The sequence below is a fragment of the Acinetobacter pittii genome, assembly GCF_034067285.1.
Lineage (GTDB): Bacteria > Pseudomonadota > Gammaproteobacteria > Pseudomonadales > Moraxellaceae > Acinetobacter > Acinetobacter pittii_E.
Map to the genome: position 1 here is coordinate 2,474,276 of NZ_CP139286.1, position 25,420 is coordinate 2,499,695.

The window sequence follows — 25,420 nt, forward strand, 5'->3', positions numbered from 1 at the left end:
ACGGACTGTTGGCTGAGGGTAAAAGTTTCAAATATTTTGTAGGATACATGCCATGTCAAACCACAATGTTGCACTTCAATTTGAAGATGGTGTTACACGTTTCATTAACGTCGCTCAGGGCGAAACCTTATCTGACGCAGCCTATCGCCAAAAAATTAATATTCCTTTGGACTGCCGTGATGGTGCATGTGGAACTTGCCGCGCATTTTGCGAGTCCGGTAGTTATGACATGCCAGAAGAAACCTATATTGAAGATGCATTAACCCCAGAAGAAGCTGAGCAAGGTTATATTCTTGCGTGCCAATGCCGCCCAACTTCAGACGCCGTATTCCAGATTCAAGCCTCATCCGATGTTTGCAAAACAGAAATTCATAGCTTCCAAGGCACATTAGCCCGCGTTGAAAATTTATCAGACTCAACCATCACATTTGATATTCAACTTGATGAAGGTCAACCGGATATTCATTTCCTTGCAGGCCAGTATGTAAATGTTGCAATTCCTGAAACTGGCGAAACACGTTCATATTCATTTAGCTCAAAACCGGGCAATCGCTTAACGGGCTTTGTGGTACGTAATGTACCAAATGGCAAGATGAGTGAATTCTTAAGCAAGAATGCTAAAGCTGGCGACAAAATGACATTTACCGGTCCATTCGGTAGCTTCTATTTACGCAATGTAGCGCGTCCAGTGCTAATGCTGGCAGGCGGTACCGGCATTGCCCCATTTATGTCGATGTTACAAGTACTTGAAGAAAAAGGTTCAGAACAGCCTGTTCGTTTAGTTTTTGGTGTCACCAATGACTTTGATTTGGTTGCTCTAGAAAAACTCAATGAATTGCAGGCGAAATTCCCGTGGTTCGAATACCGAACTGTGGTTGCAAGTCCTGAAAGTCAGCATGAACGCAAAGGCTATGTCACTGGTCATATTGAAAGTGAATGGTTAAACGGTGGCGACGTCGATGTTTATCTATGTGGACCGGTGCCAATGGTAGAAGCGGTACGTGGTTGGTTAGAAGCTGAAAATATCAAACCTGCTAATTTCTTGTTTGAAAAATTCTCTGCAAACTAACTCAAGGTGGAGAAGTGTTCTATGTCAAACCGTCAAAGATTTACCAATAAAGTTGTGATTGTTACAGGTAGTGCCCAAGGCATTGGTCGTGGCGTGGCATTACAAGTCGCGGCTGAAGGCGGACAAGTCATCATGGCTGATCGCTCTGAATATGTTGAAGACGTTCTTAAAGAAATTCAGAGTGCAGGCGGTGATGCTGTTACAATTAATGCTGACCTTGAAACCTATGCAGGTGCGCAAGCGGTTGTTGCAAAAGCCATTGAACACTATGGTCGGGTAGATATCCTGATTAATAACGTAGGCGGCGCGATCTGGATGAAACCTTTTGAAGAGTTTTCTGAAGAAGAGATCATTAAGGAAGTAAATCGCTCATTGTTCCCAACGTTATGGTGTTGTCGTGCTGTGTTGCCCGATATGATTAAGCAACAGTCGGGTGTAATAGTAAATGTATCTTCCATTGCAACCCGTGGTATTAACCGTATTCCCTATTCTGCATCTAAAGGCGGTGTAAATGCTCTAACAACATCGCTTGCTTTTGAACATGCTAAAGATGGGATCCGAGTCAATGCTGTTGCGACGGGTGGAACCGAAGCGCCACCTCGGAAAGTACCACGTAACACCAATCCGTTAAGTCAAAATGAAAAAGACTGGATGCAGCAAGTGGTTGATCAAACCATAGATCGAACATTTATGGGCCGTTATGGCACAATTCAAGAACAAGTGAATGCAATTTTATTTCTTGCATCAGATGACGCATCGTATATGACTGGATCGGTTATTTCGGTCGGAGGTGGAGATCAGGGTTAAACCTGATCTTTTTGTATGATTGGGTAAATAATATGATTTGCATGGAGGCAATCAAATAATGGCAACCCTGTTAAAGACATTAAAAAATGACTGGTCCATATCAGCAACAGTTGCTGGCTTTCTTGCAGTTTTAATTTCTTACTCAGGCCCACTGATTATTTTTTTCCAAGCTGCTCAGCGTGCCCATGTGTCCACCGATATGATGGTGTCATGGATTTGGGGAATTTCAATTGGTGCCGCCGTTTCAGGTATTTATCTTTCGATTAAATATAAAACGCCTGTCATAACTGCGTGGTCTGCACCGGGTACTGCCCTATTGGTTACCCTATTTCCCAATGTCTCGTTGAATGAAGCGATAGCCGCCTATATTACTTCTGCCATCGTTATTTTTTTAATTGGCGTTACTGGTTACTTCGACAAGTTACTTAAATGGATTCCGCAAGATGTCGCTGCCGGCATGATGGCAGGTATTCTTTTTCAATTCGGTATTGGCCTATTTACTGCATCTGATAGCATGCCTTTTATTGTCTTTAGCATGCTCATTGTCTTTTTAATTGCCAAACGTTTAATGCCGCGCTACACCATGATTTGGGTGTTAGCTGCCGGAGTTTTATTAAGCCTCATGTTAGGCAAAATGAATCCGGTTGATGTGAGTTTTAGTTTAACAATCCCGCAGTGGATTAGCCCGGAATGGACATGGAACTCAACACTCAACCTCGCTATTCCCCTGATTTTAGTCAGCCTAACCGGCCAATTTTTACCAGGTATGGCGATTATGAAACTCAGCGGTTACGACACACCAGCTAAACCCATTATTACTGTTACCAGTATTGCCTCTTTAGCTGTTGCCTGTGTCGGCGGTATTACAATTGTGCTTGCCTCAATTACCGCAGCTTTATGTATGGGCAAAGATGCACATGAGCTGAAAGAAAAACGGTATATCGCAGGAATCGCCAATGGAATTTTTTATATTTTAGGAGGCTTATTTGCTGGCAGTATTGTCATGCTCTTTAGCCTACTTCCTAAAGAGTTGGTTGCAGCACTGGCTGGTTTAGCTTTGTTAGGTGCCATTGCCACCAATATTTCTGTTGCCATGAAAAATGACCGTCAACGTGATGCTGCACTTATTACTTTTTTAGCTACTGCATCAGGCATGCATTTTCTTGGCTTAAGCTCAGTTTTTTGGGGTATTTGTATTGGTGTAATCGCCCATTTCATTCTTACACCACGATCAGCTCCCATCTGAAATTAAGTTTTTTATCTAAATCCTCCAGCTAAAATAAAGCTTAAATCGCCAAATCAGACAGCAAATAATTTGCTAATTCTGATTTGGCGATTTTTTATTGAATATAGATTAAATTTCATTTTTAAGATCAATCTCTAAAATAATTAAATAATAGACTTTAGTATTTTATTTTTATATTTTCGCTTCAATTCATAATATAAACCTATCTATATTTTTAACTGTGATTCTCATCAATAAAATCTATAAAAAAACATCTATAAAACCCTTAGAATTCTCATCATACAATATTCACCCCATTTTAAACATTGTAATAAGACCAACTTGACCAATTAAAATAAATTATATTTTTCAATTAATTAAACCAATAAAAATAAGATACCTAAAAGACATAAAGATATATCAATTAGGTTTTTGACTCTAATCCAATAACAAAATAGTTTATTAAAAAATAACGCATGCTTCACAAATTGGAGGTGAAGAAAATGGATACGAGCAAGGTTAATATTAATGAGTTAATTGATAAAGCCAGTTTTACATCTTTTCATTGGAAAGTTTTAATCTGGTGCTTACTTATTATTATTTTTGATGGATATGATTTAGTTATTTATGGGGTTGCTCTTCCTCTGTTAATGCAGCAATGGTCATTAACTGCGGTAGAAGCTGGTTTACTCGCCAGTGCTGCTCTATTCGGGATGATGTTTGGTGCCATGATTTTCGGCACGCTTTCAGACAAACTGGGACGTAAAAAGACTATTCTAATTTGTGTCACCTTATTTAGTGGATTTACCTTTATGGGTGCCTTTGCTAAAGGGCCAATTGAATTTGCTATTTTGCGCTTTATTGCAGGTCTTGGGATTGGCGGTGTCATGCCAAACGTTGTGGCACTTATGACTGAATATGCCCCTAAAAAAATCCGCAGTACCTTGGTCGCAATTATGTTTAGTGGCTATGCAATTGGCGGCATGACATCTGCTCTACTCGGCGCATGGCTCGTTAAAGATATGGGCTGGCAAATCATGTTTTTAATTGCAGGTATTCCCCTGTTATTACTGCCATTCATTTGGAAATTTTTGCCAGAGTCTCTCGCCTTTTTAGTGAAATCTAACCATAGCGAACAGGCAAAAAGTATTGTGAGTAAAATTGCACCACAAACTCAGGTAAACGCCAATACTCAACTGGTGTTAAATGAAAGTACAACGACAGATGCACCTGTCCGTGCACTTTTCCAACAAGGCCGTACTTTCAGCACATTTATGTTCTGGATTGCTTTCTTTATGTGCTTACTCATGGTGTATGCCTTAGGAAGCTGGTTACCTAAACTCATGCTGCAAGCAGGCTATTCATTAGGTGCGAGCATGTTGTTCCTCTTCGCGCTCAATATTGGCGGCATGGTCGGTGCAATTGGTGGTGGTGCTTTAGCAGACAGATTCCATTTAAAACCTGTTATTACCATTATGTTCATTGTGGGATCAGCCGCTTTAATTCTGCTTGGCATTAATAGTCCACAATTTATTTTATATAGCCTGATTGCAATTGCTGGTGCTGCCACAATTGGTTCTCAAATCTTACTCTACACTTTCGTTGCACAGTTCTATCCAACAGCACTTCGTTCAACTGGCATGGGCTGGGCATCTGGAATTGGACGTATTGGCGCAATTATCGGACCAGTTTTAACCGGAGCTCTACTCACCTTTGAGCTTCCTCACCAAATGAATTTCTTAGCGATTGCAATTCCTGGTGTGATTGCTGCACTTGCAATATTTATGGTCAATCTAAAAGCCTCTGTTGCTGCACAAACTCCATCAACTTTTAACCCTCAAAACACACTTACCCAGCAGTAAATATAAATGCGCCGAGGACTGGCGCATCTTTTTGGAAATGGATTATGGAATTATTACACCGCTTTAAACCATGTGCTTTGACTTTCGCAACCTTATTGTTGATGTGTGGCAATTCATTCGCTGCAAATCCAAATCAGCAGCCCGAAGATGAATGGAAATTCACTTTAAAAAACGCCTATATCAACCGTAATTTTGATAATGATGCGCTCAAAGATACCGGCAGCTGGTCTCAGGCAGCGTCATTATTTTATAAATCAAAAATGCATGACACTCCACTGCAAATTGCAGACAAACCGATTACCATTGGTGCAGATGCTTCTGTTCAATACGCTGTGCGCTTAAGTTCAGACAAACATGTTGCTGACACAGTTTTGCCTTTTAATAAGGAAACTCAGTCACAAGCATCCGACTTTTTAAAATACGGAGCCACTTTAAAACTGGGCTATGACAAAACCCTTTTAAGTGTCGGTGAACTTTGGTTAGATCTGCCTGTAACGGCTGTCGATGCTAGCCGACAATTACTTGCCTCTTATTGGGGAACTAATCTTAAGTCGCAACTTTCAGACCAGCTTTATGCTGAAATTGGTCGAGTTGAAAAAGTGTCGCCACGAAATGAAGAAGACTTTAAAAAGTTTTCATTTACGGCAAATGGAATTACTAAAGAATCTGATGGCTTAAATTATATTGACCTGCGCTATCAATTTACCCCGTCACTCAAGGGCGAATATTACTTTGGTAATTTAGAGGACCTCTACAATAAACACTATGTAGGGCTTGAGCATAATTGGAAACAACCTAATTTCGCTCTTACCTCTAAGTTTAAATACTTTAATGCAAAAGATGACGGCAATACTTTTGATATTGATGCACAAAACATTGGGGTGCTAGAAACTCTTAAAATAAAAAACCACACCTTTGGTTTGGGATACCAACAGATTATGGGTGAATCGGCTTACCCTCTACCGGATGGTTTCTTGCCAGAAACGTATTTCATTAACTGGAATGCAACGGGTTTCTTTAAAGAAGATGAAAAGTCTTACCATGTGATGTACGGCTATGACTTTAAAGACTTTGTACCGGGCTTAAATGCGATGGTGAAATATGTTTACGGCCATGACTTTAAAGCAGCCAATGGTGAGAAAAACCATGAAACTGAGTCGAATGTGATTTTAAACTATGCATTTCAACAGCCGTTCTTAAAAGGCGTTGCCCTGCAATATATTCGGATTGATTACAACGTTAAACACGGCAATGACTTTGGTGAAGACCGCCTATTTGTAAACTACACTAAAAAGTTTTAATAACTTTTGATTCAATCTAAGCGGGCCAATTTTGGCCTGCTTTTTTATATGATTTCGCTCATAAAAAACGCTCTTACGAGCGTTTTTAACTAATCTTGTAACCTACGCAATGTGCTTTTGTACAATGATCGAACCGACTGAATAACCAGCACCGAAAGATGAAATCACGCCATATTCGCCATCATCCACTTCGTGGCCTGTACGGTGTAAAGCAATAATCACACCTGCTGAAGATGTATTGGCAAACTCATCTAAAATAATTGGCGCACGGCTTAAATCAGCTTCTTTACCAGCCACATATTTCAAGATTAATTCATTCATGTTGGCATTGGCTTGGTGTAACCAGAAGCGCTTAATATCGTTTGCCGTTAACTGCATTTTTTCCAACTGCGCATTAATGATTTTAGCCACTAACGGACAAACATCTTTAAATACTTTACGGCCATCTTGACGGAATAACTTGTCATCAACCACTGCATCTTCACTACGGTTTAAGAAACCGAAGTTATTGCGAATGTTGTTTGAAAATTGAGTAAATAAATGAATATCTAAAATTTCAAAACCAGTTTTAGTCGTGGTTTCTTCAATAATAGAAGCCGTTGCAACATCACCAAAAATGAAGTGACAATCACGGTTACGGTAGTCTAGGTGACCCGATGTAATCTCAACGTTCACCAATAAAACACGGCGAGCACCCGAACGAATTGCATCAGCCGCTTGTTTCAAACCAAAAGTAGCAGCTGAACATGCTACGTTCATGTCGTAGGCATAACCTTGAATACCAAGAGCCGACTGAATTTCAATCGCTACTGCCGGATAAGCACGCTGCATGTTTGAACATGCCAAAATTACAACATCGATATCTTCAGCAGTTACGCCTGCATTTTCCATTGCCTGCTTCGCAGCAATCACGCCCCACTCTGCTTGAAGTGAAATTTCATCATTTGAACGTTCAGACAAACGAGGACGCAAACGATTTGGATCGAGAATACCTGATTTCTCAATCACGTAACGACGCTTAATACCAGACGCTTTTTCAATAAATTCAGCGCTTGAACCGCGTAATTCTTCGAGCTCACCTGCTGCAATTTTCTCTGCATTCTCTTGGTTATATTGTTCCACATAAGCATTTAAACTGTCGGCCAGTTCTTCATTAGAAATGATTTCTGTTGGGTGAAATAACCCAGTACCTGTGATACGAATGCCCATGTAAAACTCCTAAAAAAATGAATAGGGTCTGTTAATCTTTCATTTATAAATTGCGTTGTAGGCTAAACAACAACATAAACAGACCCCGATCTATCTTAACTGATTCCCAAACGATCCCATAACTTTTGCAGTCGAGTTGGCGAAATAGGCATCTTAGTTTTCATCGGTTGAGAAAATAAAGAAATGCGGAATTCTTCCAACATCAAATACAATTCTTTGATTTTTGGATCGTTTTTGAATTTAAATACCTTGTCCATCCATGGATCGACATCGTCAATAGCAGCATGATCTCGCTGTAGATTATTTGGCAATCGATCTAAACGCAATAGCAATGCTTTTAAATAACGCGGGTATTCCTGCCAAAGATCAACCGGTTGGCGGTAAACAAAATTGCCAAGTGACATTAAATCGAGTTGATCTTCAATATCATCAATACTGCGTCCAAACACATCTGGATCAAGCACTAAAAGCTGACGACGGATTTGTTGCCATTGAATATAAATATCACTTAATTGCTCAAGTGCTTGCTGACCATAACTCAAAAATTGCTTTTTGACCTGATCTAGCAGCTTATTAAATTCATCAGCGTTAATGGGCAAAGTCGTAATTGCCATTTGCAAGGTTGCATAGACCAACATCTGCTCAAGCTTAGCTTTATCTCCTAAAGGTGAATAAGCCAACGCGAGCGGTTTCGAAATCTGCTTTTTCAACTGGCGAACCAAGTCACCAAGCTGCATATGGACCAGACGAATAATCCCTTCGCGATGCTGTTTAATCGCCTCAGCTTGATCGTTAAACGTTTGAATAACAATGCCTGACTCATCTTTAGCTTCGAGCTCAGCAAAAGCCTTGGTCGGTACTAAAGCCTGATATTGTTTGACTACAACACCCGTAACTTTATGAGAAGCCTCGAAAGTAAAGTTTTCAGGAAAGTCTTTAAATTCACCCTTTTGCTGTTTAACTGGACGATGTGTTTCCACGCGGCAACGCGCTTTTAATTCAGGTAAATCACGACCTTTAGCAATGAGCTTGCCTTTTTCATCAATCACTTTAATGAAAGGCACCAAATATGGATCAATGCGTTCAAACGAAAAATCTTTTTCGGTAATTTGCTCGCCACGTAAGGCAAAAGCTAAATAACTGAAAATATGTTCACGTAAATGTACTGCATCAACCCCTTGCATGAGCTTACGGGCTGTATCAGGAATTGGCACCACATTACGACGCTTGTCTTTAGGTAAAGCTTTAAGTAAAGCCTCAATTAAATCTTGGCGCCAACCCGGAATTCCCCATGACCATATATTTTCATCAACTTGAGGCAACGCCTGTACAGGAATTTGAACAGTTGCACCATCTTCGTCATGGCTCGGGTCAAAATGATATGTAGTTGCTAAACGTAGCTGACCATTGTGCAAATGATCTGGAAATTGCTGCGTTGTTGGTCGGTCATTGAGCCAAAGCGCGTCATCGTCAATAAATAAATAACGTGGATGATTTGCTTCTACTGTGGCACGCCAGTCTTCAAAGCTACGACGGCTCGCAATTTCTTCCGGAATCTTAGAGGCATAAAACTGATAAATCGTTTCTTCATCGACCACTAAATCACGACGACGCAATTTATCTTCAACTCGCTCTACTTCTTCAAGCTTAAGTAAGTTGTGTTTTAAAAATGGCGGAATCGTACCCAAGTTACCCGTGGTTAATGCATCGCGTAAGAAAATCTCATGAGCAGCAGGCTGATCAACTTTCTCAAAATTAATTAACCGTTTTGGCTCAATAATTAAACCAAACAGAGAAATTTGTGCATATGCATTTACGATTCCCGCTTTCTTGGACCAATGCGGCTCAAAATAGTGATATTTCAATAAATCACGTGCAGCTAGCAAAATCCATTCAGGGTCAATTTTGGCTAAAGTACGTAAGTACACTTGAGAGGTTTCGACCATCTCAAAAGCCATCACCCAAGAGGTATTGGTTTTATGCAAAGTACTCGCAGGGAAAACTTTAGCCTTTTGCTGACGCACTGCCATAAAGGTATTTCGTTCATCAGTTTTATTGGCAATGAACGATAATAAACCTGTCAGCAACGCACGATGCAAGTTTTCATAATTTGCAGCTTTTTCATTAAAGCTAAGTTTTAAGCCTTCAGCTAACTCAACCAATTGCTGGTGTGTCTGTTTCCATTCACGTAAACGCAACCAGCTTAAGAAATGCTGCTTGGCAAATTGACGTCGTTTATTTTCAGACATCCCTGCTTCACCTTTAGGATTTAAAGTCTCCCAAAGTTTCAAATAAAACAGAAAATCTGAATCTGCCTCGCGGAATAATGCATGTTTTTGGTCAGCTTGCATCTGTTTATCTGCCGGACGCTCACGCGGGTCCTGAACAGCTAAAGCACTCACTACAATTAAGATTTCTTTGAGCACGCCAAAATGCGCACCACCAATAATCATACGAGCAAGTCGCGGGTCAATTGGCATACGTGCCATCATTTGCCCAACTTTGGTCAGCTCATTTTTCTTCTCGTTAAGGGCACCTAACTCAATCAACAGTTTACGGCCATCATTTACAAGGCGGAAATCTGGTGGCTCAATAAAATCGAAGTTTTCTAGCTCACCTAACCCTAAGCTCTGCATTTGCAAAATAACCGAAGCCAAGTTGGTTCGTTTAATTTCAGGTTCGGTAAACTCAGGGCGACTTAAAAAATCTTCTTCACTATATAAACGAATACACACACCTGGAGCAATACGACCACAACGCCCTTTACGCTGATTGGCTGCGGCTTGAGAAATTGCTTCAATGGGTAAGCGTTGTACACGTGAACGGTAGTTATAACGCGATATACGAGCAAAACCACTATCAATCACATAACGAATATTTGGAACCGTAAGTGCAGTTTCGGCTACGTTCGTCGCAATAATAATACGACGACCTTTTCCACCCGGACTAAAAATCTTTTGTTGTTCAGAAACAGCTAAGCGTGCATACAACGGTAAAATTTCAGTATGTCTTGGTCCGTACTTTTGCAACGTTTCCTGCAACTCACGAATTTCTTGCTCTGTGCTTGAGAAAATCAGAATATCGGCATGTTCTGGATGACCTTTTGCTTCTGCATCCGCAAAGCATTCTTCAACTGCTTGTACAACAGCACGAGGAAGGTTTTCTTCAAAATCATCAAACTCGTCGTCATCACTGCCGCCAATATTCATTTCTGAAATTGGGCGATAAAGCACTTCGACCGGATAACTACGCCCTTCTACTTCAAAAATAGGTGCGTCATTAAAGTAATTACTAAAGCGATTTACATCTAAAGTGGCCGAAGTCACAATCACTTTTAGATCTGGGCGTTTTGGCAGTAACTGCTTTAAATAACCCATAATAAAATCGATATTGAGTGAGCGTTCATGCGCTTCATCAATAATGATTGTGTCATATTTAGACAAGAAGCGGTCATTGCCTAACTCGGCAAGCAAAATACCATCGGTCATTAACCGTACAATTGAATCTTGCGAACCTTGTTCATTAAAACGAATTTTAAAACCAATCGATTCGCCAAGCTTTTCGCCAACTTCTTCTGCGATACGTTGAGAAACACTACGCGCAGCTAAACGACGTGGCTGGGTATGACCAATCATACCTGTTAAGCCACGGCCTGCTAACATTGCAATCTGAGGAAGCTGTGTGGTTTTACCCGAACCCGTCTCACCCGCCACAATAATGACCTGATGCTTTTGAATTGCATCAATTAAACGATCAGCATATTGAGAGACAGGTAAATCCTGATTCAGTTTAATTTTAGGGAGACGTTCAAAGCGCTGTCTTACTTTGGCATTAGATTGTTCAAATAATTTTTCAATCTCTGCTGCATTGGCTTTTTTATCTTTACGCAAACGATTTAAACGGTAACGATCTCTTGCCATCACCCACTGATCAATATTTAAATCATTCTGCACAGACAAATTTTCCTGAAAATACAACAATCCTCTATTTTACGCTCTAATGACCATAAGGTAAAACAGTTGGGTTTTTATATATTTTTAATTTTTTAAAATTTTGCCCTTGAATTTTGTCTCACTAGACTTCATGTTGTTAGGCAAGTTTCTTTTACGATAACTGTCATTTGATTTACATGTTTTTGCAGTCAAATCGAATACAGTGTTTGGGGACTTAAAAATCGTAAATTTATCACTTATTCAATTTTCCGATTTTAGTCATGTAAAAATACTATTTCCCCAATAAAGAATTTTTATTTATTCTAGATCTCGTAAACAAGTTTAAATATAAACCTCAATCATGGAGACAATGATGAGCTTGATTAATACTGAAGTTAAACCATTCCAAGCAACTGCTTACCACAACGGCCAATTTGTTGAAGTTAACGAAACTAACCTTAAAGGTAAATGGTCTGTTGTATTCTTCTATCCAGCTGACTTCACTTTCGTTTGTCCAACTGAACTTGGTGACTTAGCTGACAACTACGCTGAATTCCAAAAACTTGGTGTTGAAATTTATGCTGTATCTACTGATACACACTTCACTCACAAAGCTTGGCACGACACTTCTGAAGAAATCAAAAAAATCCAATATCCATTAGTTGGTGACCCAACTTGGACTCTTTCTAAAAACTTCGACGTTCTTATCGAATCTGAAGGTTTAGCTGACCGTGGTACTTTCGTTATCGATCCAGAAGGTAAAATCCAAATCGTTGAACTCAACGCTGGTGGTATCGGCCGTGACGCATCTGAACTTCTTCGTAAAGTAAAAGCTGCTCAATACGTACACGCTCACCCAGGTGAAGTTTGCCCAGCTAAATGGAAAGAAGGCGAAGCAACTCTTGCTCCATCTATCGACTTAGTTGGTAAAATCTAATCTCTTATTAGATTTTAAAAACTCAAAGAACCACCCCTCATCGGGTGGTTCTTTTGTTTTGAATAAGCACATCACATTTTCTACTGATACTTTTACAATTATGCCCTTCCCCATTACATGAAGTTTGAGTAATGTCGAATAAATAACCGATGTTTTTTGAGCTTAAATCATATGAAATAAAAGGGGAAAAATTTATGCCGAATACTGTGGCAGTCACTTCATGGAAATACAATGCGACTTCACGTCATCTAAAAATATTTTATAGCGATGGTTCGGGCGAACTTTATCATCCTGTACCAGAATTTATTTATGACAACTTATTACGCTCAACAGACAAAGCTGCTTTTGTACATAAATATTTAGAATTCGACTTACACTTTACTCGCCTATCTTTAGTCAATGCGTCATAACCTAATAAAGTAAGGCCTGCGTTGAACAGGCCTTTATGAACGACTAAATCATATTTTTAAATAGTTTATCTCGCCACCACAATACATAAACCAGCGCCTACGGGTAAAATACTGCTCATAAAATTTTCATCTTTTTTAATTAAAGACAAGAATGAACTGACCTCAGCCGCATGTGAAATGACATTATCAATAATGAGTACGCCACCTTTTGGCTTCATTAAACGCTTTAAATCTGGCCAATAATTTTCATAAGCAGGACGCTCAGCATCTAACAAAATAAAATCGAAATTTTCCTGAGCTTCTTTTAAATAGTCGGCTGCATCTCCTACCCAAAAATCAACCAATTCATCTAATGCCAGTTCAGTCGCATGGCGTTTCGCCTCATTACTCCGATTGGCATCGATTTCAAGCGTGGTTACTTTACCGTGTGTTGCTTGTGCTGCCTCAGCAAGCCATAAAGTAGAATAACCTGTTGAAGTCCCGATTTCTAAAATTGATTTGGCTTGCTGCATTCGAATAAATTGCGATAGCAGTTTCGCAGACTCAGCCTCAATATTGCGATACCTTAGCAAACGATCTGCCTGCTGGGCATCATGTCGTTTAAAGGTGTCATATAAATCGGCAACTCTTTGTAAGAAAAAAGTATTTGGCATATATTCACCCTTTAAAATCGTTATTTTATATGACAGCCGTTTGAATTAAGTGCTTTGAATTAACTTAAAGCGCGGCACGATACTTCCATCAGCCATTTGAACCGTTTCAGTAAACATATCTAATGGACGTACCCAAGTTGAATAGTCACCATAAAGACACTGATAAACGACTAATTCTTCTTCAGTCTCGCTATGTTTTGCTACAGAAAAAACTTGATAGAGATTACCTTTATAATGCTGATAAATGCCGCGTTGCAATGACATGAAAGTACCTTTTAATGTTATGACATAAAATCTTTACAGCCCTATAACATATATAAATTTTTAAATACTTTCACTTTAAAACGCTACAAAAGATAAAAAAGCGTGTTTTAGAGATAAATTATTGATCTTATTTATGAATGCTTTTTTTAATTCAAAAAACCGATTGAATATATAAAAACATACTGTTTTACCTATTCTATGTTTTAACGTACTATGCATCTATTGAAAGAATTTGGATGCATTGGAGTAAAAAACAGATGTTAGATCAAAACATTAAAACTCAATTAAAAGCTTATTTAGAACGTTTAGAAAGTCCAATCGAATTAGTTGCTGCTTTAGATGAGTCAGATAAAGCTGCTCAAATTAAAGAACTCGTCACTGAAATCGCCGAGCTTTCTGACCAAGTTACAGCCCGTTTTGATGGCAACAATACACGTCGTCCAAGTTTTGGTGTGGCTAAAGCAGGTGAACAGCCTCGTGTGTTCTTTGCAGGCTTACCAATGGGCCATGAGTTTACGTCTTTGATCTTGGCACTGTTACAAGTCTCTGGCTATGCACCTAAAGTGTCAGATGAAGTGCTCAACCAGATTAAAGGCTTAAACCTCAAAGCAAACTTTGATGTGTTTGTATCATTAAGCTGTCATAACTGTCCTGATGTAGTACAGGCGCTTAACCTGATTGCGATTTATAACCCGAACACCACAGCAACCATGATTGACGGTTCATTCTTCCAAGACGAAGTCGAACAACGCAAAATCATGGCTGTACCGATGGTATTCCAAGACAACGAACACATTGGCCAAGGTCGTATGACCCTTGAAGAGATTGTGGCGAAACTTGACACTAACTCAGCTGAAAAAGATGCAGCAGCACTGAATGCAAAAGATGCATTTGATGTATTGGTGATTGGTGGTGGGCCTGCGGGTGCAACAGCTGCGATCTATGCGGCACGTAAAGGCATTAACACCGGTATCGTGGCTGAACGCTTTGGTGGTCAGGTCATGGATACTATGGACATTGAAAACTTCACATCTGTGCAAAAGACGCAAGGTCCTAAGTTTGCTGCCGAGATGGAAGCACATGTCCGTGATTATGATGTCGATATCATGAACCTGCAACGTGTGAGCAAAATCACGGGTGCCAACCAAACTGAAAACGGTCTGGTTGAAGTTGAACTTGAAAACGGTGCAAAACTTGAATCAAAAACCGTGATCCTTTCAACAGGTGCACGTTGGAGAGAAATGAATGTACCGGGTGAGCAAGAATACCGTACCCGTGGTGTCGCGTACTGCCCACACTGTGATGGTCCATTGTTCAAAGGCAAACGTGTTGCCGTGATTGGTGGCGGTAACTCAGGTGTTGAAGCTGCGATTGACCTTGCAGGGATTGTTGAGCATGTGACTTTGGTTGAATTCGATACCAAACTTCGTGCTGACCAAGTGTTGCAAAACAAACTGCATAGCTTGCCAAACACAACTGTGATTATGAATGCGTTAAGTACAGAAGTGCTGGGTGATGGCTCACAAGTGACTGGACTTAAATATAAAGACCGTGCCACTGACGAAGAGCATGTGGTAGAACTTGCAGGGATCTTTGTACAGATTGGTTTACTGCCAAACACTGACTTCTTGACAGACAGTGAAGTTGAGTTAACCAACCGTGGCGAGATCATTGTCAATGACCGCAACGAAACCAATGTTCAAGGTGTGTTTGCTGCAGGTGACTGTACGACTGTACCTTACAAGCAAATCATTATTGCCACAGGTGAAGGCGCTAAAGCATCACTCTCTGCGTTTGATTACATCATCCGTTCTGGGCAGTAAAATCGGTCAAATCATTATGGTTTAGTTCAAGCCTAGCATTACAAAATGCTAGGCTTTTTTAATAATAGAGTTACAACTTCTTAACAATTTTCGATCTTTATTAATCATTTACTTTATGTTTATATTTTAGACATCCATATTTGGATGCCATGAATTAGAAGGAAAAACACAATGAATAAATTACTTGTTGCTTTAGGTCTTGCTGCGACTGTTGCCCTTGTTGGTTGTAATAAAGATAAAGCTCCAGAAACTGGCGCGACTACAGGTGAACATTTAGAAAATGCTGCTCAACAAGCAAGTGCTGATATCAAGTCTGCTGGTGATAAAGCTGCTGATGATATTGCAACTGCAACAGACAACGCTTCAGACAAAATTGATGCTGCTGCTGACCATGCTGCTGATGCAACCGCTGATGCTGCTGCGCAAACTGAAGCGACTGCACGTAAGGCAACTGCTGATACAGCTCAAGCTGTTGAAAATACTGCTGCTGAAGTGAAAAAAGACGCTCAACACTAATCGTCTTTAGTATAAAAAAGCCCCTATTGATTAGGGGCTTTTTCATGTCTTTAAAATCTATTATGAAATTAAGCCTTCATCACGCATCGCAATTTGTACAGATTGACGTTCTGCAACTTTATTACGTAATGCAATAATGTGCTTATATGGTGTTAAATCATGCTCAATTGAGTTTGACCAATTTGTTAAAACAAATAGATAAGCATCTGCTGGCCCGAAATTATCATTTACTAAGTAATCGTAATCAGATTCAGACAAATAATTATCGATATATTTTAAAAGACGATCAATTTCTGCATAAGCTTTGGTTTTTTCATCAGTGGTTAACGGCGCCCCAAAGAAGACTGCATAAGCATCATGTAATTCAGAGTTCAAATATCCCAACCATTCCAATACTTTCGCACGGCCCATTCCTGATGGCGGAATTAAATCCTGCTTAGGATCATGCTGAGCAAGGAAAGGTAAAATCGCAACATTTTCAGTTAACATTAAACCCGGATTAATTTCTAATGCCGGTACATATCCCTTTGGATTAATTTCGTAATAGTCGGCGCCTTTTTCTGTTTTATGTGTTTTTAAATCTACTCGTTCTAAGTCAAAATCAACATTAATTTCATTTAAAATAATATGTGCTGCTAAAGAACATGCGCCTGGCGAATAATATAATTTCATATCTGATCCTTGTTATCTCATATTAACGTTTTAAATTGCTTCTAGAAAACCTGCAAGGTTTGCACAATTCCTTAATTGTAAAAAAGCGTAAACTTATAAAATACTTACACCATCTAATATTCTTGAAAAACTTATTCCTTGCAAGTTGTCTTGCGTGACGATTGTTTAAAATATGATAAAACACATTTGCATCACGCAACTTTTCCGTTAATTACGCTTAAAAAGCTGACTAAGCCAATTCATTAATTCAGTTAAGAAATCAAAAATACCGTTTTTCTTATCATCATCAGGATGGCTTGAGTCTTTTCCATTTAAATCTAGATCGACAATTACAGGGTCATGATCTGAAGAACGATAAGCATCTTCACCATAGAACAATGTCTTTTGCTCATCAGTTTTATATTCTTCATTGTAGTCTAAAGCTGTTGGCTCATCTGCATTGATATGCCATGCAAAAGTTCTTACCACTTTTGGATATAAAGAGGCATCTGCAATTGCATGGTCTAAGTTACCTGCTCCACCATTACCATTGGCATCACTTGCAACACCAAAAACATAGCTATATGCCTGAGCCCCTTGCCCTACCTTGGCGTCATTCAGCAAAACTTTGTAGTTCGCTTTTTCAAATGACAAAATAGGCTCTTCTTTTGCGTAACTATTCATATCCCCGACAAGTAAAGCATTTTGCTTTTGCACTTGAGTTGGATTTTTCGCGAGCCATTGCACAATTTGATCAACAGCTTTCACACGAGTTGGGTTCCAACAGCCTTGACCATCTTTTTGGTCTGCGTCATTTGAGTTAGCATCAACTCCGCTACAGCTTTTCGATTTTAAGTGGTTTGGAATAACAGTAAACGTTTTATTGCCACGAACGGCTTGGAAACTTTGCGCTAATGTTGTTCGGTTCTTGTCACCTAAATCCAGCACAACAGCTTTATTTAAAGGCTTAACACGTTTGCTGTTATAAATAATAGCAACCGCAATTGCATCACCACCTAAACGGTCTAAGTTTTCAGGAACAACGTACTTCCAATCGCTACCTAAAGCACTCGTTAAATGAGCAATTGCACTGTTAGGCCCATAACCATTGTTCGCAATTTCCATTAAACCGTACACATCGGCATCAATCGCTTTGAGCGCGCTCACAATTTTACGATGCTGTTTATCAAACTCAGCTTGTGTTGTCGCACCACGCTCTGTTGGGAAACCCGTTGCACCATTGTCATAGTTCAAAACATTAAATGAAGCTACGCGAATGTGATTAGCATTTTTGGTAATGACACTTTGACGTGGGTTTGTTTGAGTAATCACTTCAGGTTGATTGCGCCCAAGTACAGGTTGCACACGCCAACCATTAAAACGGTATTCCAAAATACCTTCAGCATTTTTAATTTGATAACCCGAACGTAGCGTATTGGCAGCGCTAAAATTTGTCGGTAACCACGGAGTACGGTTTTGATTGTTATAGCCGTCATCAAAAATAATTTTCGACAGTAAGTTTTTCTGGGCTAGAGCTTTAGCTTCAGGAGATAACGCTGGGTATAAATTGGTTGGAATATATAAGCGACCTAGGCTTAGAGATAGTTCACCATAACGACCATAATTGTAGTTCTCGCTCACCGTTAAAGTCTGAGGTAATTTGACCAACATGCCTTGATAACGCTGCGGTGAATTAATTGAGCCACCCGTTAAACTAGCAAACGGAAGTTCAAGGTTAATCGGCTGAACTTGATTTGCCATATTGCTATTACAGGCTTGAATATCTTGTTGTAATTGATCTATTTGTAGCTGATTTTGATAAGACGTTAAACGACCACGCAAAATAACCTCATCGCCAACTTGCCCACCTTTCACGGCACTACTATTCGGAATATAAACAAAAATGGCATTGCTGACATTTGCACGTGCTTTCGTATCAGGTGTTTGAACATAAAAACCTGAAAAACCATTGGCATAACGATAGTCGGCAGTAATCACCCCACGTACGGTATAAGTTTGATTTTGAGCTGCGGTTGCTAAATCAGCAATTGGTGTATCGGGGCTTGAACAACTCACTGTTTCAACAGGTGGCTGTGTTGTTGAGCCAGATAAATTTGAAAAGTCATTTCGGTTTGCCCAAGCCGACCATGAATGGTCCAAATCAAATGCTGCGGTTGCATCCACACTTAAAGCTGGATTTTCTGTTTCAATACGCTTAAAACTATTTCCGAGGCTTGAAACTGCCGTCCCCCATCCCGCTGCTGGGCGTTCACCAATACGGCCAAAACGGTCTACAGGCGTACCTTTATAAACAAGTACAACCGCATCATCTCCATTAAAAGATAAAGCAGCGACCTGATTTACTTTACTTCCAAGCTCAGTTTGCAACTCTGAGCGCCCCACTAAAAACTTCTGCTTACTCGCGAGTGTGCCTTGTAAACGAAAAGCCACAGTCTTTGCTGTACCACCATTATTAAATTGTTGAATCTCATAATCGGCTAAATTAACAGTCGTTCCGTCCGGATTATAAATTTCCAAGCCTTTTTTATTGCTGCTGCCGTCAACATATTGACTAAACATGAGCTGTGCTTGAGCAACTGAGCTATATGAAAATGCACCTAATGCACTTAAAAAGACCGAAAGTGTTCTTAATTGAAAAGTTTTCATGAGTAAAAGTGTTCATATGAGTTTTAATTAGTCTCTTAGAGTAAATATTGATCATGACATCTACATGAAGAAAAACACCGAAACATTTGACTTGATCACCTGAAGACTTAAAATACCGCATTTGAATTTCAATATTGCCAAGGTTATGTCGATCGATCAGTTAGAAACGCAAATTGCAGACTTAGACAATTTGCCTGAACACCGTGAAATTGTGACGTTTATGCGTCGTTCAGCACCACTTAATACGTCTCAACGCACGGCATTAGAACAACATCGCGATTTAATTTTGGAATATCCTGTTGGCGACTTACGTCAACACTTCGAACACCCAGAGCGTCCATTAACTGTTGAAATCGGTTTTGGTATGGGTCGTTCGTTAGTACTTATGGCAAAAGCAAACCCTGAACGTAACTATGTGGGTATTGAAGTCCATGTGCCTGGTATTGCTCAATGCCTATATGAAGCGGGCATAGCTGAAGTTAAAAACTTACGTGTACTTGATGCAGATGCGATTCAGGTTTTACGTGAAATGCCAGACAACAGCATTAACTGCGTACAACTTTACTTTCCAGACCCTTGGCAAAAGAAACGTCATTTCAAACGCCGTTTTGTTGCTCATGAGCGTATGCCATTGGTTGAACAAAAGCTTGAGCTTGGCGGTACGTTCCACGCAGCAACAGATTGGGAACCGTATGCTGAATGGATGCTAGATGTATTAGATAACCGTCCAGACCTTGAAAACTTGGCGGGTAAAGGCAACAGCTACCCACGTCCAGACTGGCGTCCAATCACTAAGTTCGAACGTCGTGGTATTGAGTCAGGTCATAAAATTAATGACTTTATCTTTAAAAAGATTAAGTAAATAATAAAAAAAGGCTTAGTAATAAACTAAGCCTTTTTATTTTAAAACCAATCTAGTGAAAAAGTAGAATTAAAAATTAGCTGAGCATAAAGAGTTAAATGAAAATAACTTTTGAATTATTAGTTATATAAATATAATAATAACCATCATTTTAACCAAACAGAAAATAACAATGAAGCTTTTCACATTTCTAATTTGCATAATTGTCTCAAGTGGCTGCTTTGCCTCAACTCAAGAAGACTTTGAACTTAAATATTACAAGTTAATGGAACGATACATTCAAACACAATCGGACAGAAATCAAATCATTTCCACAGAAGCAAAAACTGAGCAAGAAGATCTTGTTAGGTCTAATAAACTCAAAGCTCTTGATTGCAAAGGATGGAAAGAAAATATTGAACTTTTTGACTTTATCTTAAGTAGATTTAAAGAATATGAATCAGCCTCAGAAGAGGTTAGAACAATGGGATATACTAAAGAAAATCTACAGGAGGATTCTGAATGGCTGCGTGAGCAATTACACAAGCCAGAGAACCAATGTAGATAAACCAAAATTCAAAAAACCGCCGAAGTGCGGTTTTTTATTACCTGATAAAAGCGGATACAGACAACTTAAGGAGCGGATGCTCATTTTGTTTCCAAGTAACTCTTGAGGTATGTTAAATCCTTCTTTAATCCACCCTCAAAACAAAAAACTCACAAGCAATATAATTTTCTTTAAATACCACTTTATTTATTCTCTAGACTTATTAATATTCATAAATCATGTTAAAGATATAAGAATGAACGCTTCACTAACTAATTACTTAAACTCACGAAAAGTCAGAAAACAATATGTTAAAAATTTTAGGGCGCGATAACTCCATTAATGTTCGCAAAGTCTTATGGCTGTGTGAAGAACTAAATCTTGAATATGAAAGAGAAGATTGGGGACGAGGCTTTCGCTCTGCTCAATCACCTGAATATTTACAATTAAATCCAAACGGTCAAATACCTGTGGTTTTAGATGGCGATTTAGTCCTTTGGCAATCCAACAGTATTATCCGTTATTTAGCAAATGCTTACGATAAAGAGCAGCAGCTTTACCCTACTCAAGCAAAAGAAAGATTCTTTGTTGACCAGTGGATTGATTGGCAAGCGATCGAGCTGAATAACAGCTGGACCTATACGATTATGTCTCTCTTGAGACACTCACCAGATCATCAAGATCCAAATTTATTACAACAAGGTATTGATGACTGGAATCATCATATGCAGATTCTTGATCAACAACTCGCAAAAACTCAGGCTTATGTTGCAGGCTCACAATTTAGCTTAGCCGATATTCCAATTGGGCTGTCTGTACAACGTTGGAAAGCCACTCCTTTTGACCATCCAACGCTTAAGCATGTCGATCAATATTTTGAACTGTTAAATCAACGTGCGGGTTTCTTAAAATGGGGCAATAACGGCGAACCTTAATTTTGAACAAGCCTTAGTCCGAGTGATGGCGCTTTACGATGCCATCACTTAAAAGTTGATACACCTGTTTTAAATCATCCCGCTCTGCTTGAGCTAATAAATCTTGATGCATTGCTAAGATGTTTTGATCGCCTCGCATTGCAGGCCCTGTTTGCATTTGCTTTGGATCATTTTCAGTGGCTTTTTTTGCTGTTTCCACAATTAAAGGATAAAGCAAGCTAAAGTCGACCTGCTCTTTATCTACAATCTGCTTTGCCATGTCAAAACAATAATTACTAAAATTACAAGCAAACACAGCTGCCAAATGCAAAGTTAAACGCTGTTTTGAGGTGTATTGATACACTCGACCACTTAGGCTATTTGCTAAATCTACAAGTATTGCTTGATCCGCATCTGTTACCGCTTCAACAAATAAAGGCGTTGCCGACCAATTAACTTCTCTTTCAAAGCTAAATGTCTGTAATGGATAAAATACCCCTGCTTTTTCATGCACATGACTGATGACTTCAATATCTGTGCTACCAGAGGTGTGCACTATAAGTGTTTCAGGAAATAACTCATGAACCTGTTTTGCAAGCTCTGCAATTGCGCTATCTGAAACTGTCAGAATAATTAACTCAGTCTGTTGAAATTCGCGAAGAGACTGGCAGGCTTTTGCTTGGATTTTCTCTGCAAATTTCTGGGTCTTCTCAAAATCACGCGCATAGACTTGTACGATGTGATGACCTTGAGCCAAAAGTACTTTTGCCAAATGAAAGGCAACTCGCCCACTTCCCACCAAACTGATTTTCATATCAATCCAACACTATTTGTTTCAACAAAAAAGCTTCTCAAAATGAGAAGCTTTTTTCAAATTAAAATAACTAATTTTTAATTCATCAGAGCATTATTGAGCTACTGAAAACTCGATACGACGGTTTTTAAAACGCCCTTCTTCTGTCGTGTTCTCTGCAACTGGTTGATCAGAGCCATGACCTTGTGCAACTAATTTAGACCCATCTACACCTTTAGATGTTAAATAGTCGACCACAGCTTGAGCACGGCGTTGTGATAAAGCTTTATTTGCCGCAGCATTACCAGTCGAGTCAGTATGACCGCCTACATTTAATTTCACACCGCTTACTTTATTTAAAAGTGTTGCAGCTTGATCAAGAATAGCTTTGTTATCTGCCGGAATGTCACTAGAGCCACTCGCAAAATTAATGATTTGCAAGTTAAGCGCTTTCACTAACGCATTTACATCGACATTGTTCGGGTCAATTGAGCCCAAAGCAGTTTGCGAAGCAGTTAAGCTATTACTTACAGACTGTTCAGTTGTTTCTGGTGCTGTAGAAACGACTTCAGTGTGAGGAACAAGTGCTTTTACTTTTGCGGTTAATGCTGCTAAAGCTGCTGCATCACCTGCTTTCAAAGTAATTTTGTCACCTATCCATTCTAAAGATGCATTTGGCACACCTTTTAATGCACCAAGTACGCCCGCCAGCGCATCTTTGTCTGTAAATCCAGCCGCATAAGTTTGACTAGTATCCACATTACAATCTTGAGTTGATGAGAAAACTTGCTTAACTTGGGTTTGTAATGTTGCTAAGAATCCTTGATCACCAATACCTGCCTGACACTGGCTCACAGCACCTTTATCATCTGTACTTAAAGTTAAACTCGCAGGCGCGGCTGCAGTAGTTGCTTCAACACCACTAGCAGCCGTAGGTTCAGGTGCTGGTACAGCTTCTTTATGCTGGCAAGAACGCCATAACCAAGCAATGATAAGACCCAAAATAATTAAGGCAATAATAGGGAGGAACCCACGAGATTTGCCTGTTTTTTCACTGGCTGCAGCTAATGGCGGGGCTGCTGAAGTTGCATGTGGAACTGAAGATAAACCTGCACCAAGTCCTAAAGGAGCTAAGAGACCTACTGCCCATCCCGGTAAATGCGAACGAATGGTTTCTGCGTGCTGACGTAAATAATTCACAATACTCTGTTGATCATTTCCGGCAACATCCGAAATTGCATTAAGGCTAGGTTTAATTGCACTGTTGAGTGTGCTTTCGATTTCATTATTTGGTGCTGTACCACTTAAATGAGTCAGTACAGTATTCTTGATTTGGTCATTATGAGAAAAAAGGTCTGATAACGAGGGAGCCAAACTGTTTTTTAATTGTCCAATAAGATCAGGTTTAGCAGCTAATAATGAAAGTAAAATGGGATAAAACTTAGATAAAGCATTCGATTTTTCGCCTAGGTATCCGTCCTGGTTATTTAATAATGTTGATGATACTTTTTCTTTAAGCAGTTCTATAGGGTTTATCGACATTGATTATTCTCCCGAATCTTATAAGTCGTAACCAGCAACTTTTGATTATTCAAATACTTCTCTTTGCTGATAGTTTTTTATTCTAATCCGTGCTCAATCTTTTGTTGTTTTTTAAATAATTTATATACAAATTTCCATCTATTATTTACAAAACAGGTAGACCTCATTGATCTACCTGTTTATATTTTAAATTTAATTTAACTAAGCGTTTGATCAGTTAGCAAAAGTTTGAAGTACTTTACCCGTAAGGTTTTGACCCAATAATGGGGTGTTTTTCCCTTGTGATAAAATAGTTTCTTTACTTACCGTCCAGCTTAATTCAGGATCTACTAATACCCATCCTGCTTCATCTTTCCAACGCGTAGTCATATTAGCCACCTGCGCAGGCACGCTGGTCACTTTTTCAACCCACTCTAAAGGTTCGAATAAACCTTCATTAATAAGCTGAATACCTAAAGATACATAGGTATCAAAAGCGGTAATGCCCGGTTGAGTTTCAGCAAACGGCGCCATTTTTGCAGAACTGCTTAAAGGCTCATGATGCGTACAAATCGCATCAATCACGCCTTCTTTTAAGCCTTGACGTAAAAGTTCTTTATCTTGCTCAGAACGCAATGGTGGACGAACATGCGCAAGCGAATTGAAACCATCCGTTAAATATTCAGTTAAATGCAACTGATGCATTGCGACATCGGCAGTTACAGGTAAACCTTTTGCTTTTGCTGCACGAATTAATTCAACTGATGCACCACAAGACAACAAACCAAAGTGCGCTTTCACACCAGTTGCTTCAATCATAAGCAAATACTTTGCAATTGCCACAGTTTCAGCAATTGCCGGAATCATTGGCAAACCTTGGCGAGAAGCAATAAAGCCTTCGTGCGCACAACCGTCTTTAGCAATTTGAGGCTCTTCGGCATAAAACACGACTGTTAAACCAAGACCCGCTGCATATTCCAAGGTACGAATAACGACATCATCATTTTCAAAAGCAGCATTTGCGTTAGAAACAGCAGTACAACCACCCTTTTTCAAGCCCGCCATATTCGCTGGTTGTTTACCATTTAAGCCTTGGGTTTGAGCACCAATAATATGCATGTGAATGCCACCATCATGCCATGCTTTTTCAATCAAGCCATGAATAAGCGCACCATTGTCTTGTACAATCGGCTTTGAGTCAGGTGGAGTAATGACATGCAAAATACCATTGCCACGTGCTGCCTTGCCTTCCGACTTTAATGTCCCATGCTGTTGTTGACCCGGTTCACGTAAACGCGCGCACAAATCAACCATGGTTGGCATTAACCATTTACCTTGTCCATCAATAGTTTGTTCAACTTGCTCTACCGGAGCAACCAACTTGCCATTTTCAAGATATACAGTTTGTACGCTGTCTGTTTTCTGGATTGGGTCTAACACACGTACATTTTCAATTTTTACAATACTCATGTGATCCA

Annotated in this window: 21 protein-coding genes; 12 read left to right on the plus strand and 9 right to left on the minus strand. The window is 39.5% G+C overall.

All coding sequences use genetic code 11. The annotated features are described in order from the left end of the window. The first annotated feature begins 52 nt into the window (after positions 1-52). From benC to SOI81_RS11795, 5 genes are all read left to right on the plus strand, one after another. Positions 53-1,069, plus strand: coding sequence for a benzoate 1,2-dioxygenase electron transfer component BenC (benC, locus tag SOI81_RS11775; RefSeq protein WP_239977009.1), 1,017 nt, complete (start codon positions 53-55; stop codon positions 1,067-1,069). 21 nt (positions 1,070-1,090) lie between these two features. Continuing rightward, positions 1,091-1,876, plus strand: coding sequence for a 1,6-dihydroxycyclohexa-2,4-diene-1-carboxylate dehydrogenase (gene benD / locus SOI81_RS11780; RefSeq protein ID WP_239977018.1), 786 nt, complete (start codon positions 1,091-1,093; stop codon positions 1,874-1,876). A gap of 58 nt (positions 1,877-1,934) precedes the next feature. Continuing rightward, positions 1,935-3,122 carry a benzoate/H(+) symporter BenE gene (gene benE, locus SOI81_RS11785; RefSeq protein ID WP_239977020.1) on the plus strand — a complete coding sequence of 396 codons (1,188 nt, stop codon included), beginning with the start codon at positions 1,935-1,937 and terminating at the stop codon, positions 3,120-3,122. Between the two features lie 482 nt (positions 3,123-3,604). After that, on the plus strand, positions 3,605-4,963 hold the full coding sequence (gene benK, locus SOI81_RS11790; RefSeq protein WP_320540812.1) for an aromatic acid/H+ symport family MFS transporter: 1,359 nt from the start codon (positions 3,605-3,607) through the stop codon (positions 4,961-4,963). Between the two features lie 44 nt (positions 4,964-5,007). Beyond that, positions 5,008-6,264 (plus strand): OprD family outer membrane porin, encoded by a 1,257-nt coding sequence (locus tag SOI81_RS11795; RefSeq protein ID WP_320540813.1) that lies wholly within the window; start codon positions 5,008-5,010, stop codon positions 6,262-6,264. 102 nt (positions 6,265-6,366) lie between these two features. Here the strand turns inward: SOI81_RS11795 and fabH are convergent, their stop codons facing one another. Together fabH and hrpA are read right to left on the minus strand one after the other, a co-directional pair. Next, on the minus strand, positions 6,367-7,473 hold the full coding sequence (fabH, locus tag SOI81_RS11800; RefSeq protein WP_320540814.1) for a beta-ketoacyl-ACP synthase III: 1,107 nt from the start codon (positions 7,471-7,473) through the stop codon (positions 6,367-6,369). Positions 7,474-7,568: 95 nt separating this feature from the next. Beyond that, positions 7,569-11,426, minus strand: a complete 3,858-nt coding sequence (hrpA, locus tag SOI81_RS11805) for an ATP-dependent RNA helicase HrpA (RefSeq protein ID WP_320540815.1) — start codon at positions 11,424-11,426, stop codon at positions 7,569-7,571. A 352-nt stretch (positions 11,427-11,778) separates the two neighbouring features. On the opposite strand from hrpA, the gene ahpC reads away from it, so the two are divergent. Further along, positions 11,779-12,342 carry an alkyl hydroperoxide reductase subunit C gene (gene ahpC / locus SOI81_RS11810; RefSeq protein WP_003652649.1) on the plus strand — a complete coding sequence of 188 codons (564 nt, stop codon included), beginning with the start codon at positions 11,779-11,781 and terminating at the stop codon, positions 12,340-12,342. Positions 12,343-12,536: 194 nt separating this feature from the next. Further along, a complete protein-coding gene (locus tag SOI81_RS11815) occupies positions 12,537-12,752 on the plus strand; it encodes a KTSC domain-containing protein (protein ID WP_239975740.1) in 216 nt (71 codons plus the stop codon). Between the two features lie 65 nt (positions 12,753-12,817). Here SOI81_RS11815 and mdmC read toward each other — a convergent pair whose 3' ends face one another. Together mdmC and SOI81_RS11825 are read right to left on the minus strand one after the other, a co-directional pair. Continuing rightward, positions 12,818-13,405, minus strand: a complete 588-nt coding sequence (mdmC, locus tag SOI81_RS11820; RefSeq protein ID WP_239975739.1) for an O-methyltransferase — start codon at positions 13,403-13,405, stop codon at positions 12,818-12,820. A 45-nt stretch (positions 13,406-13,450) separates the two neighbouring features. Next, entirely contained in the window at positions 13,451-13,669 is a 219-nt protein-coding gene (locus SOI81_RS11825; protein ID WP_004702746.1) for a DUF1653 domain-containing protein, read from the minus strand. Positions 13,670-13,926: 257 nt separating this feature from the next. Here SOI81_RS11825 and ahpF point away from each other — a divergent pair, with 257 nt between their 5' ends. Both ahpF and SOI81_RS11835 read left to right on the plus strand, forming a co-directional pair. Then, positions 13,927-15,492, plus strand: coding sequence for an alkyl hydroperoxide reductase subunit F (gene ahpF, locus SOI81_RS11830; protein ID WP_320540816.1), 1,566 nt, complete (start codon positions 13,927-13,929; stop codon positions 15,490-15,492). 171 nt (positions 15,493-15,663) lie between these two features. Then, the gene (locus tag SOI81_RS11835; RefSeq protein ID WP_057074217.1) at positions 15,664-16,008 is read left to right on the plus strand and encodes a hypothetical protein; all 345 of its coding nucleotides are present in this window, start codon (positions 15,664-15,666) and stop codon (positions 16,006-16,008) included. A 60-nt stretch (positions 16,009-16,068) separates the two neighbouring features. On the opposite strand, the gene gstB is transcribed toward SOI81_RS11835, so the two are convergent. Together gstB and SOI81_RS11845 are read right to left on the minus strand one after the other, a co-directional pair. After that, the gene (gene gstB / locus SOI81_RS11840; RefSeq protein WP_016141668.1) at positions 16,069-16,680 is read right to left on the minus strand and encodes a glutathione binding-like protein; all 612 of its coding nucleotides are present in this window, start codon (positions 16,678-16,680) and stop codon (positions 16,069-16,071) included. A gap of 207 nt (positions 16,681-16,887) precedes the next feature. Beyond that, complete coding sequence (locus SOI81_RS11845) at positions 16,888-19,326, minus strand: ExeM/NucH family extracellular endonuclease (protein WP_320540817.1); 2,439 nt, start codon at positions 19,324-19,326, stop codon at positions 16,888-16,890. 145 nt (positions 19,327-19,471) lie between these two features. On the opposite strand from SOI81_RS11845, the gene trmB reads away from it, so the two are divergent. The 3 genes from trmB to yliJ all read left to right on the plus strand — a co-directional run bounded on the left by trmB (position 19,472) and on the right by yliJ (position 21,649). Further along, a complete protein-coding gene (trmB, locus tag SOI81_RS11850; protein ID WP_107882507.1) occupies positions 19,472-20,188 on the plus strand; it encodes a tRNA (guanosine(46)-N7)-methyltransferase TrmB in 717 nt (238 codons plus the stop codon). 172 nt (positions 20,189-20,360) lie between these two features. Then, positions 20,361-20,735, plus strand: coding sequence for a hypothetical protein (locus SOI81_RS11855; protein ID WP_016141671.1), 375 nt, complete (start codon positions 20,361-20,363; stop codon positions 20,733-20,735). A gap of 287 nt (positions 20,736-21,022) precedes the next feature. Beyond that, the gene (gene yliJ, locus SOI81_RS11860; RefSeq protein ID WP_239975735.1) at positions 21,023-21,649 is read left to right on the plus strand and encodes a glutathione S-transferase family protein; all 627 of its coding nucleotides are present in this window, start codon (positions 21,023-21,025) and stop codon (positions 21,647-21,649) included. Between the two features lie 13 nt (positions 21,650-21,662). Here the strand turns inward: yliJ and SOI81_RS11865 are convergent, their stop codons facing one another. From SOI81_RS11865 to pyrX, 3 genes are all read right to left on the minus strand, one after another. Continuing rightward, complete coding sequence (locus SOI81_RS11865) at positions 21,663-22,442, minus strand: Rossmann-like and DUF2520 domain-containing protein (protein WP_016141673.1); 780 nt, start codon at positions 22,440-22,442, stop codon at positions 21,663-21,665. A 93-nt stretch (positions 22,443-22,535) separates the two neighbouring features. Then, positions 22,536-23,963 carry an OmpA family protein gene (locus SOI81_RS11870; protein WP_239968028.1) on the minus strand — a complete coding sequence of 476 codons (1,428 nt, stop codon included), beginning with the start codon at positions 23,961-23,963 and terminating at the stop codon, positions 22,536-22,538. A 213-nt stretch (positions 23,964-24,176) separates the two neighbouring features. Next, positions 24,177-25,412, minus strand: coding sequence for a dihydroorotase (gene pyrX / locus SOI81_RS11875; RefSeq protein ID WP_239975734.1), 1,236 nt, complete (start codon positions 25,410-25,412; stop codon positions 24,177-24,179). Positions 25,413-25,420: the final 8 nt, after the last annotated feature.

What these genes read in the sequence shown, in the direction of transcription:
- benC (WP_239977009.1), top strand. Translation starts at nt 53, where the DNA reads ATGTCAAACCACAATGTTGCACTTCAATTTGAAGATGGTGTTACACGT.
- benD (WP_239977018.1), top strand. Translation starts at nt 1,091, where the DNA reads ATGTCAAACCGTCAAAGATTTACCAATAAAGTTGTGATTGTTACAGGT.
- benE (WP_239977020.1), top strand. Translation starts at nt 1,935, where the DNA reads ATGGCAACCCTGTTAAAGACATTAAAAAATGACTGGTCCATATCAGCA.
- benK (WP_320540812.1), top strand. Translation starts at nt 3,605, where the DNA reads ATGGATACGAGCAAGGTTAATATTAATGAGTTAATTGATAAAGCCAGT.
- SOI81_RS11795 (WP_320540813.1), top strand. Translation starts at nt 5,008, where the DNA reads ATGGAATTATTACACCGCTTTAAACCATGTGCTTTGACTTTCGCAACC.
- fabH (WP_320540814.1), bottom strand. Translation starts at nt 7,473, where the DNA reads ATGGGCATTCGTATCACAGGTACTGGGTTATTTCACCCAACAGAAATC.
- ahpC (WP_003652649.1), top strand. Translation starts at nt 11,779, where the DNA reads ATGAGCTTGATTAATACTGAAGTTAAACCATTCCAAGCAACTGCTTAC.
- SOI81_RS11815 (WP_239975740.1), top strand. Translation starts at nt 12,537, where the DNA reads ATGCCGAATACTGTGGCAGTCACTTCATGGAAATACAATGCGACTTCA.
- mdmC (WP_239975739.1), bottom strand. Translation starts at nt 13,405, where the DNA reads ATGCCAAATACTTTTTTCTTACAAAGAGTTGCCGATTTATATGACACC.
- SOI81_RS11825 (WP_004702746.1), bottom strand. Translation starts at nt 13,669, where the DNA reads ATGTCATTGCAACGCGGCATTTATCAGCATTATAAAGGTAATCTCTAT.
- ahpF (WP_320540816.1), top strand. Translation starts at nt 13,927, where the DNA reads ATGTTAGATCAAAACATTAAAACTCAATTAAAAGCTTATTTAGAACGT.
- SOI81_RS11835 (WP_057074217.1), top strand. Translation starts at nt 15,664, where the DNA reads ATGAATAAATTACTTGTTGCTTTAGGTCTTGCTGCGACTGTTGCCCTT.
- gstB (WP_016141668.1), bottom strand. Translation starts at nt 16,680, where the DNA reads ATGAAATTATATTATTCGCCAGGCGCATGTTCTTTAGCAGCACATATT.
- SOI81_RS11845 (WP_320540817.1), bottom strand. Translation starts at nt 19,326, where the DNA reads ATGAAAACTTTTCAATTAAGAACACTTTCGGTCTTTTTAAGTGCATTA.
- trmB (WP_107882507.1), top strand. Translation starts at nt 19,472, where the DNA reads ATGTCGATCGATCAGTTAGAAACGCAAATTGCAGACTTAGACAATTTG.
- SOI81_RS11855 (WP_016141671.1), top strand. Translation starts at nt 20,361, where the DNA reads ATGAAGCTTTTCACATTTCTAATTTGCATAATTGTCTCAAGTGGCTGC.
- yliJ (WP_239975735.1), top strand. Translation starts at nt 21,023, where the DNA reads ATGTTAAAAATTTTAGGGCGCGATAACTCCATTAATGTTCGCAAAGTC.
- SOI81_RS11865 (WP_016141673.1), bottom strand. Translation starts at nt 22,442, where the DNA reads ATGAAAATCAGTTTGGTGGGAAGTGGGCGAGTTGCCTTTCATTTGGCA.
- SOI81_RS11870 (WP_239968028.1), bottom strand. Translation starts at nt 23,963, where the DNA reads ATGTCGATAAACCCTATAGAACTGCTTAAAGAAAAAGTATCATCAACA.
- pyrX (WP_239975734.1), bottom strand. Translation starts at nt 25,412, where the DNA reads ATGAGTATTGTAAAAATTGAAAATGTACGTGTGTTAGACCCAATCCAG.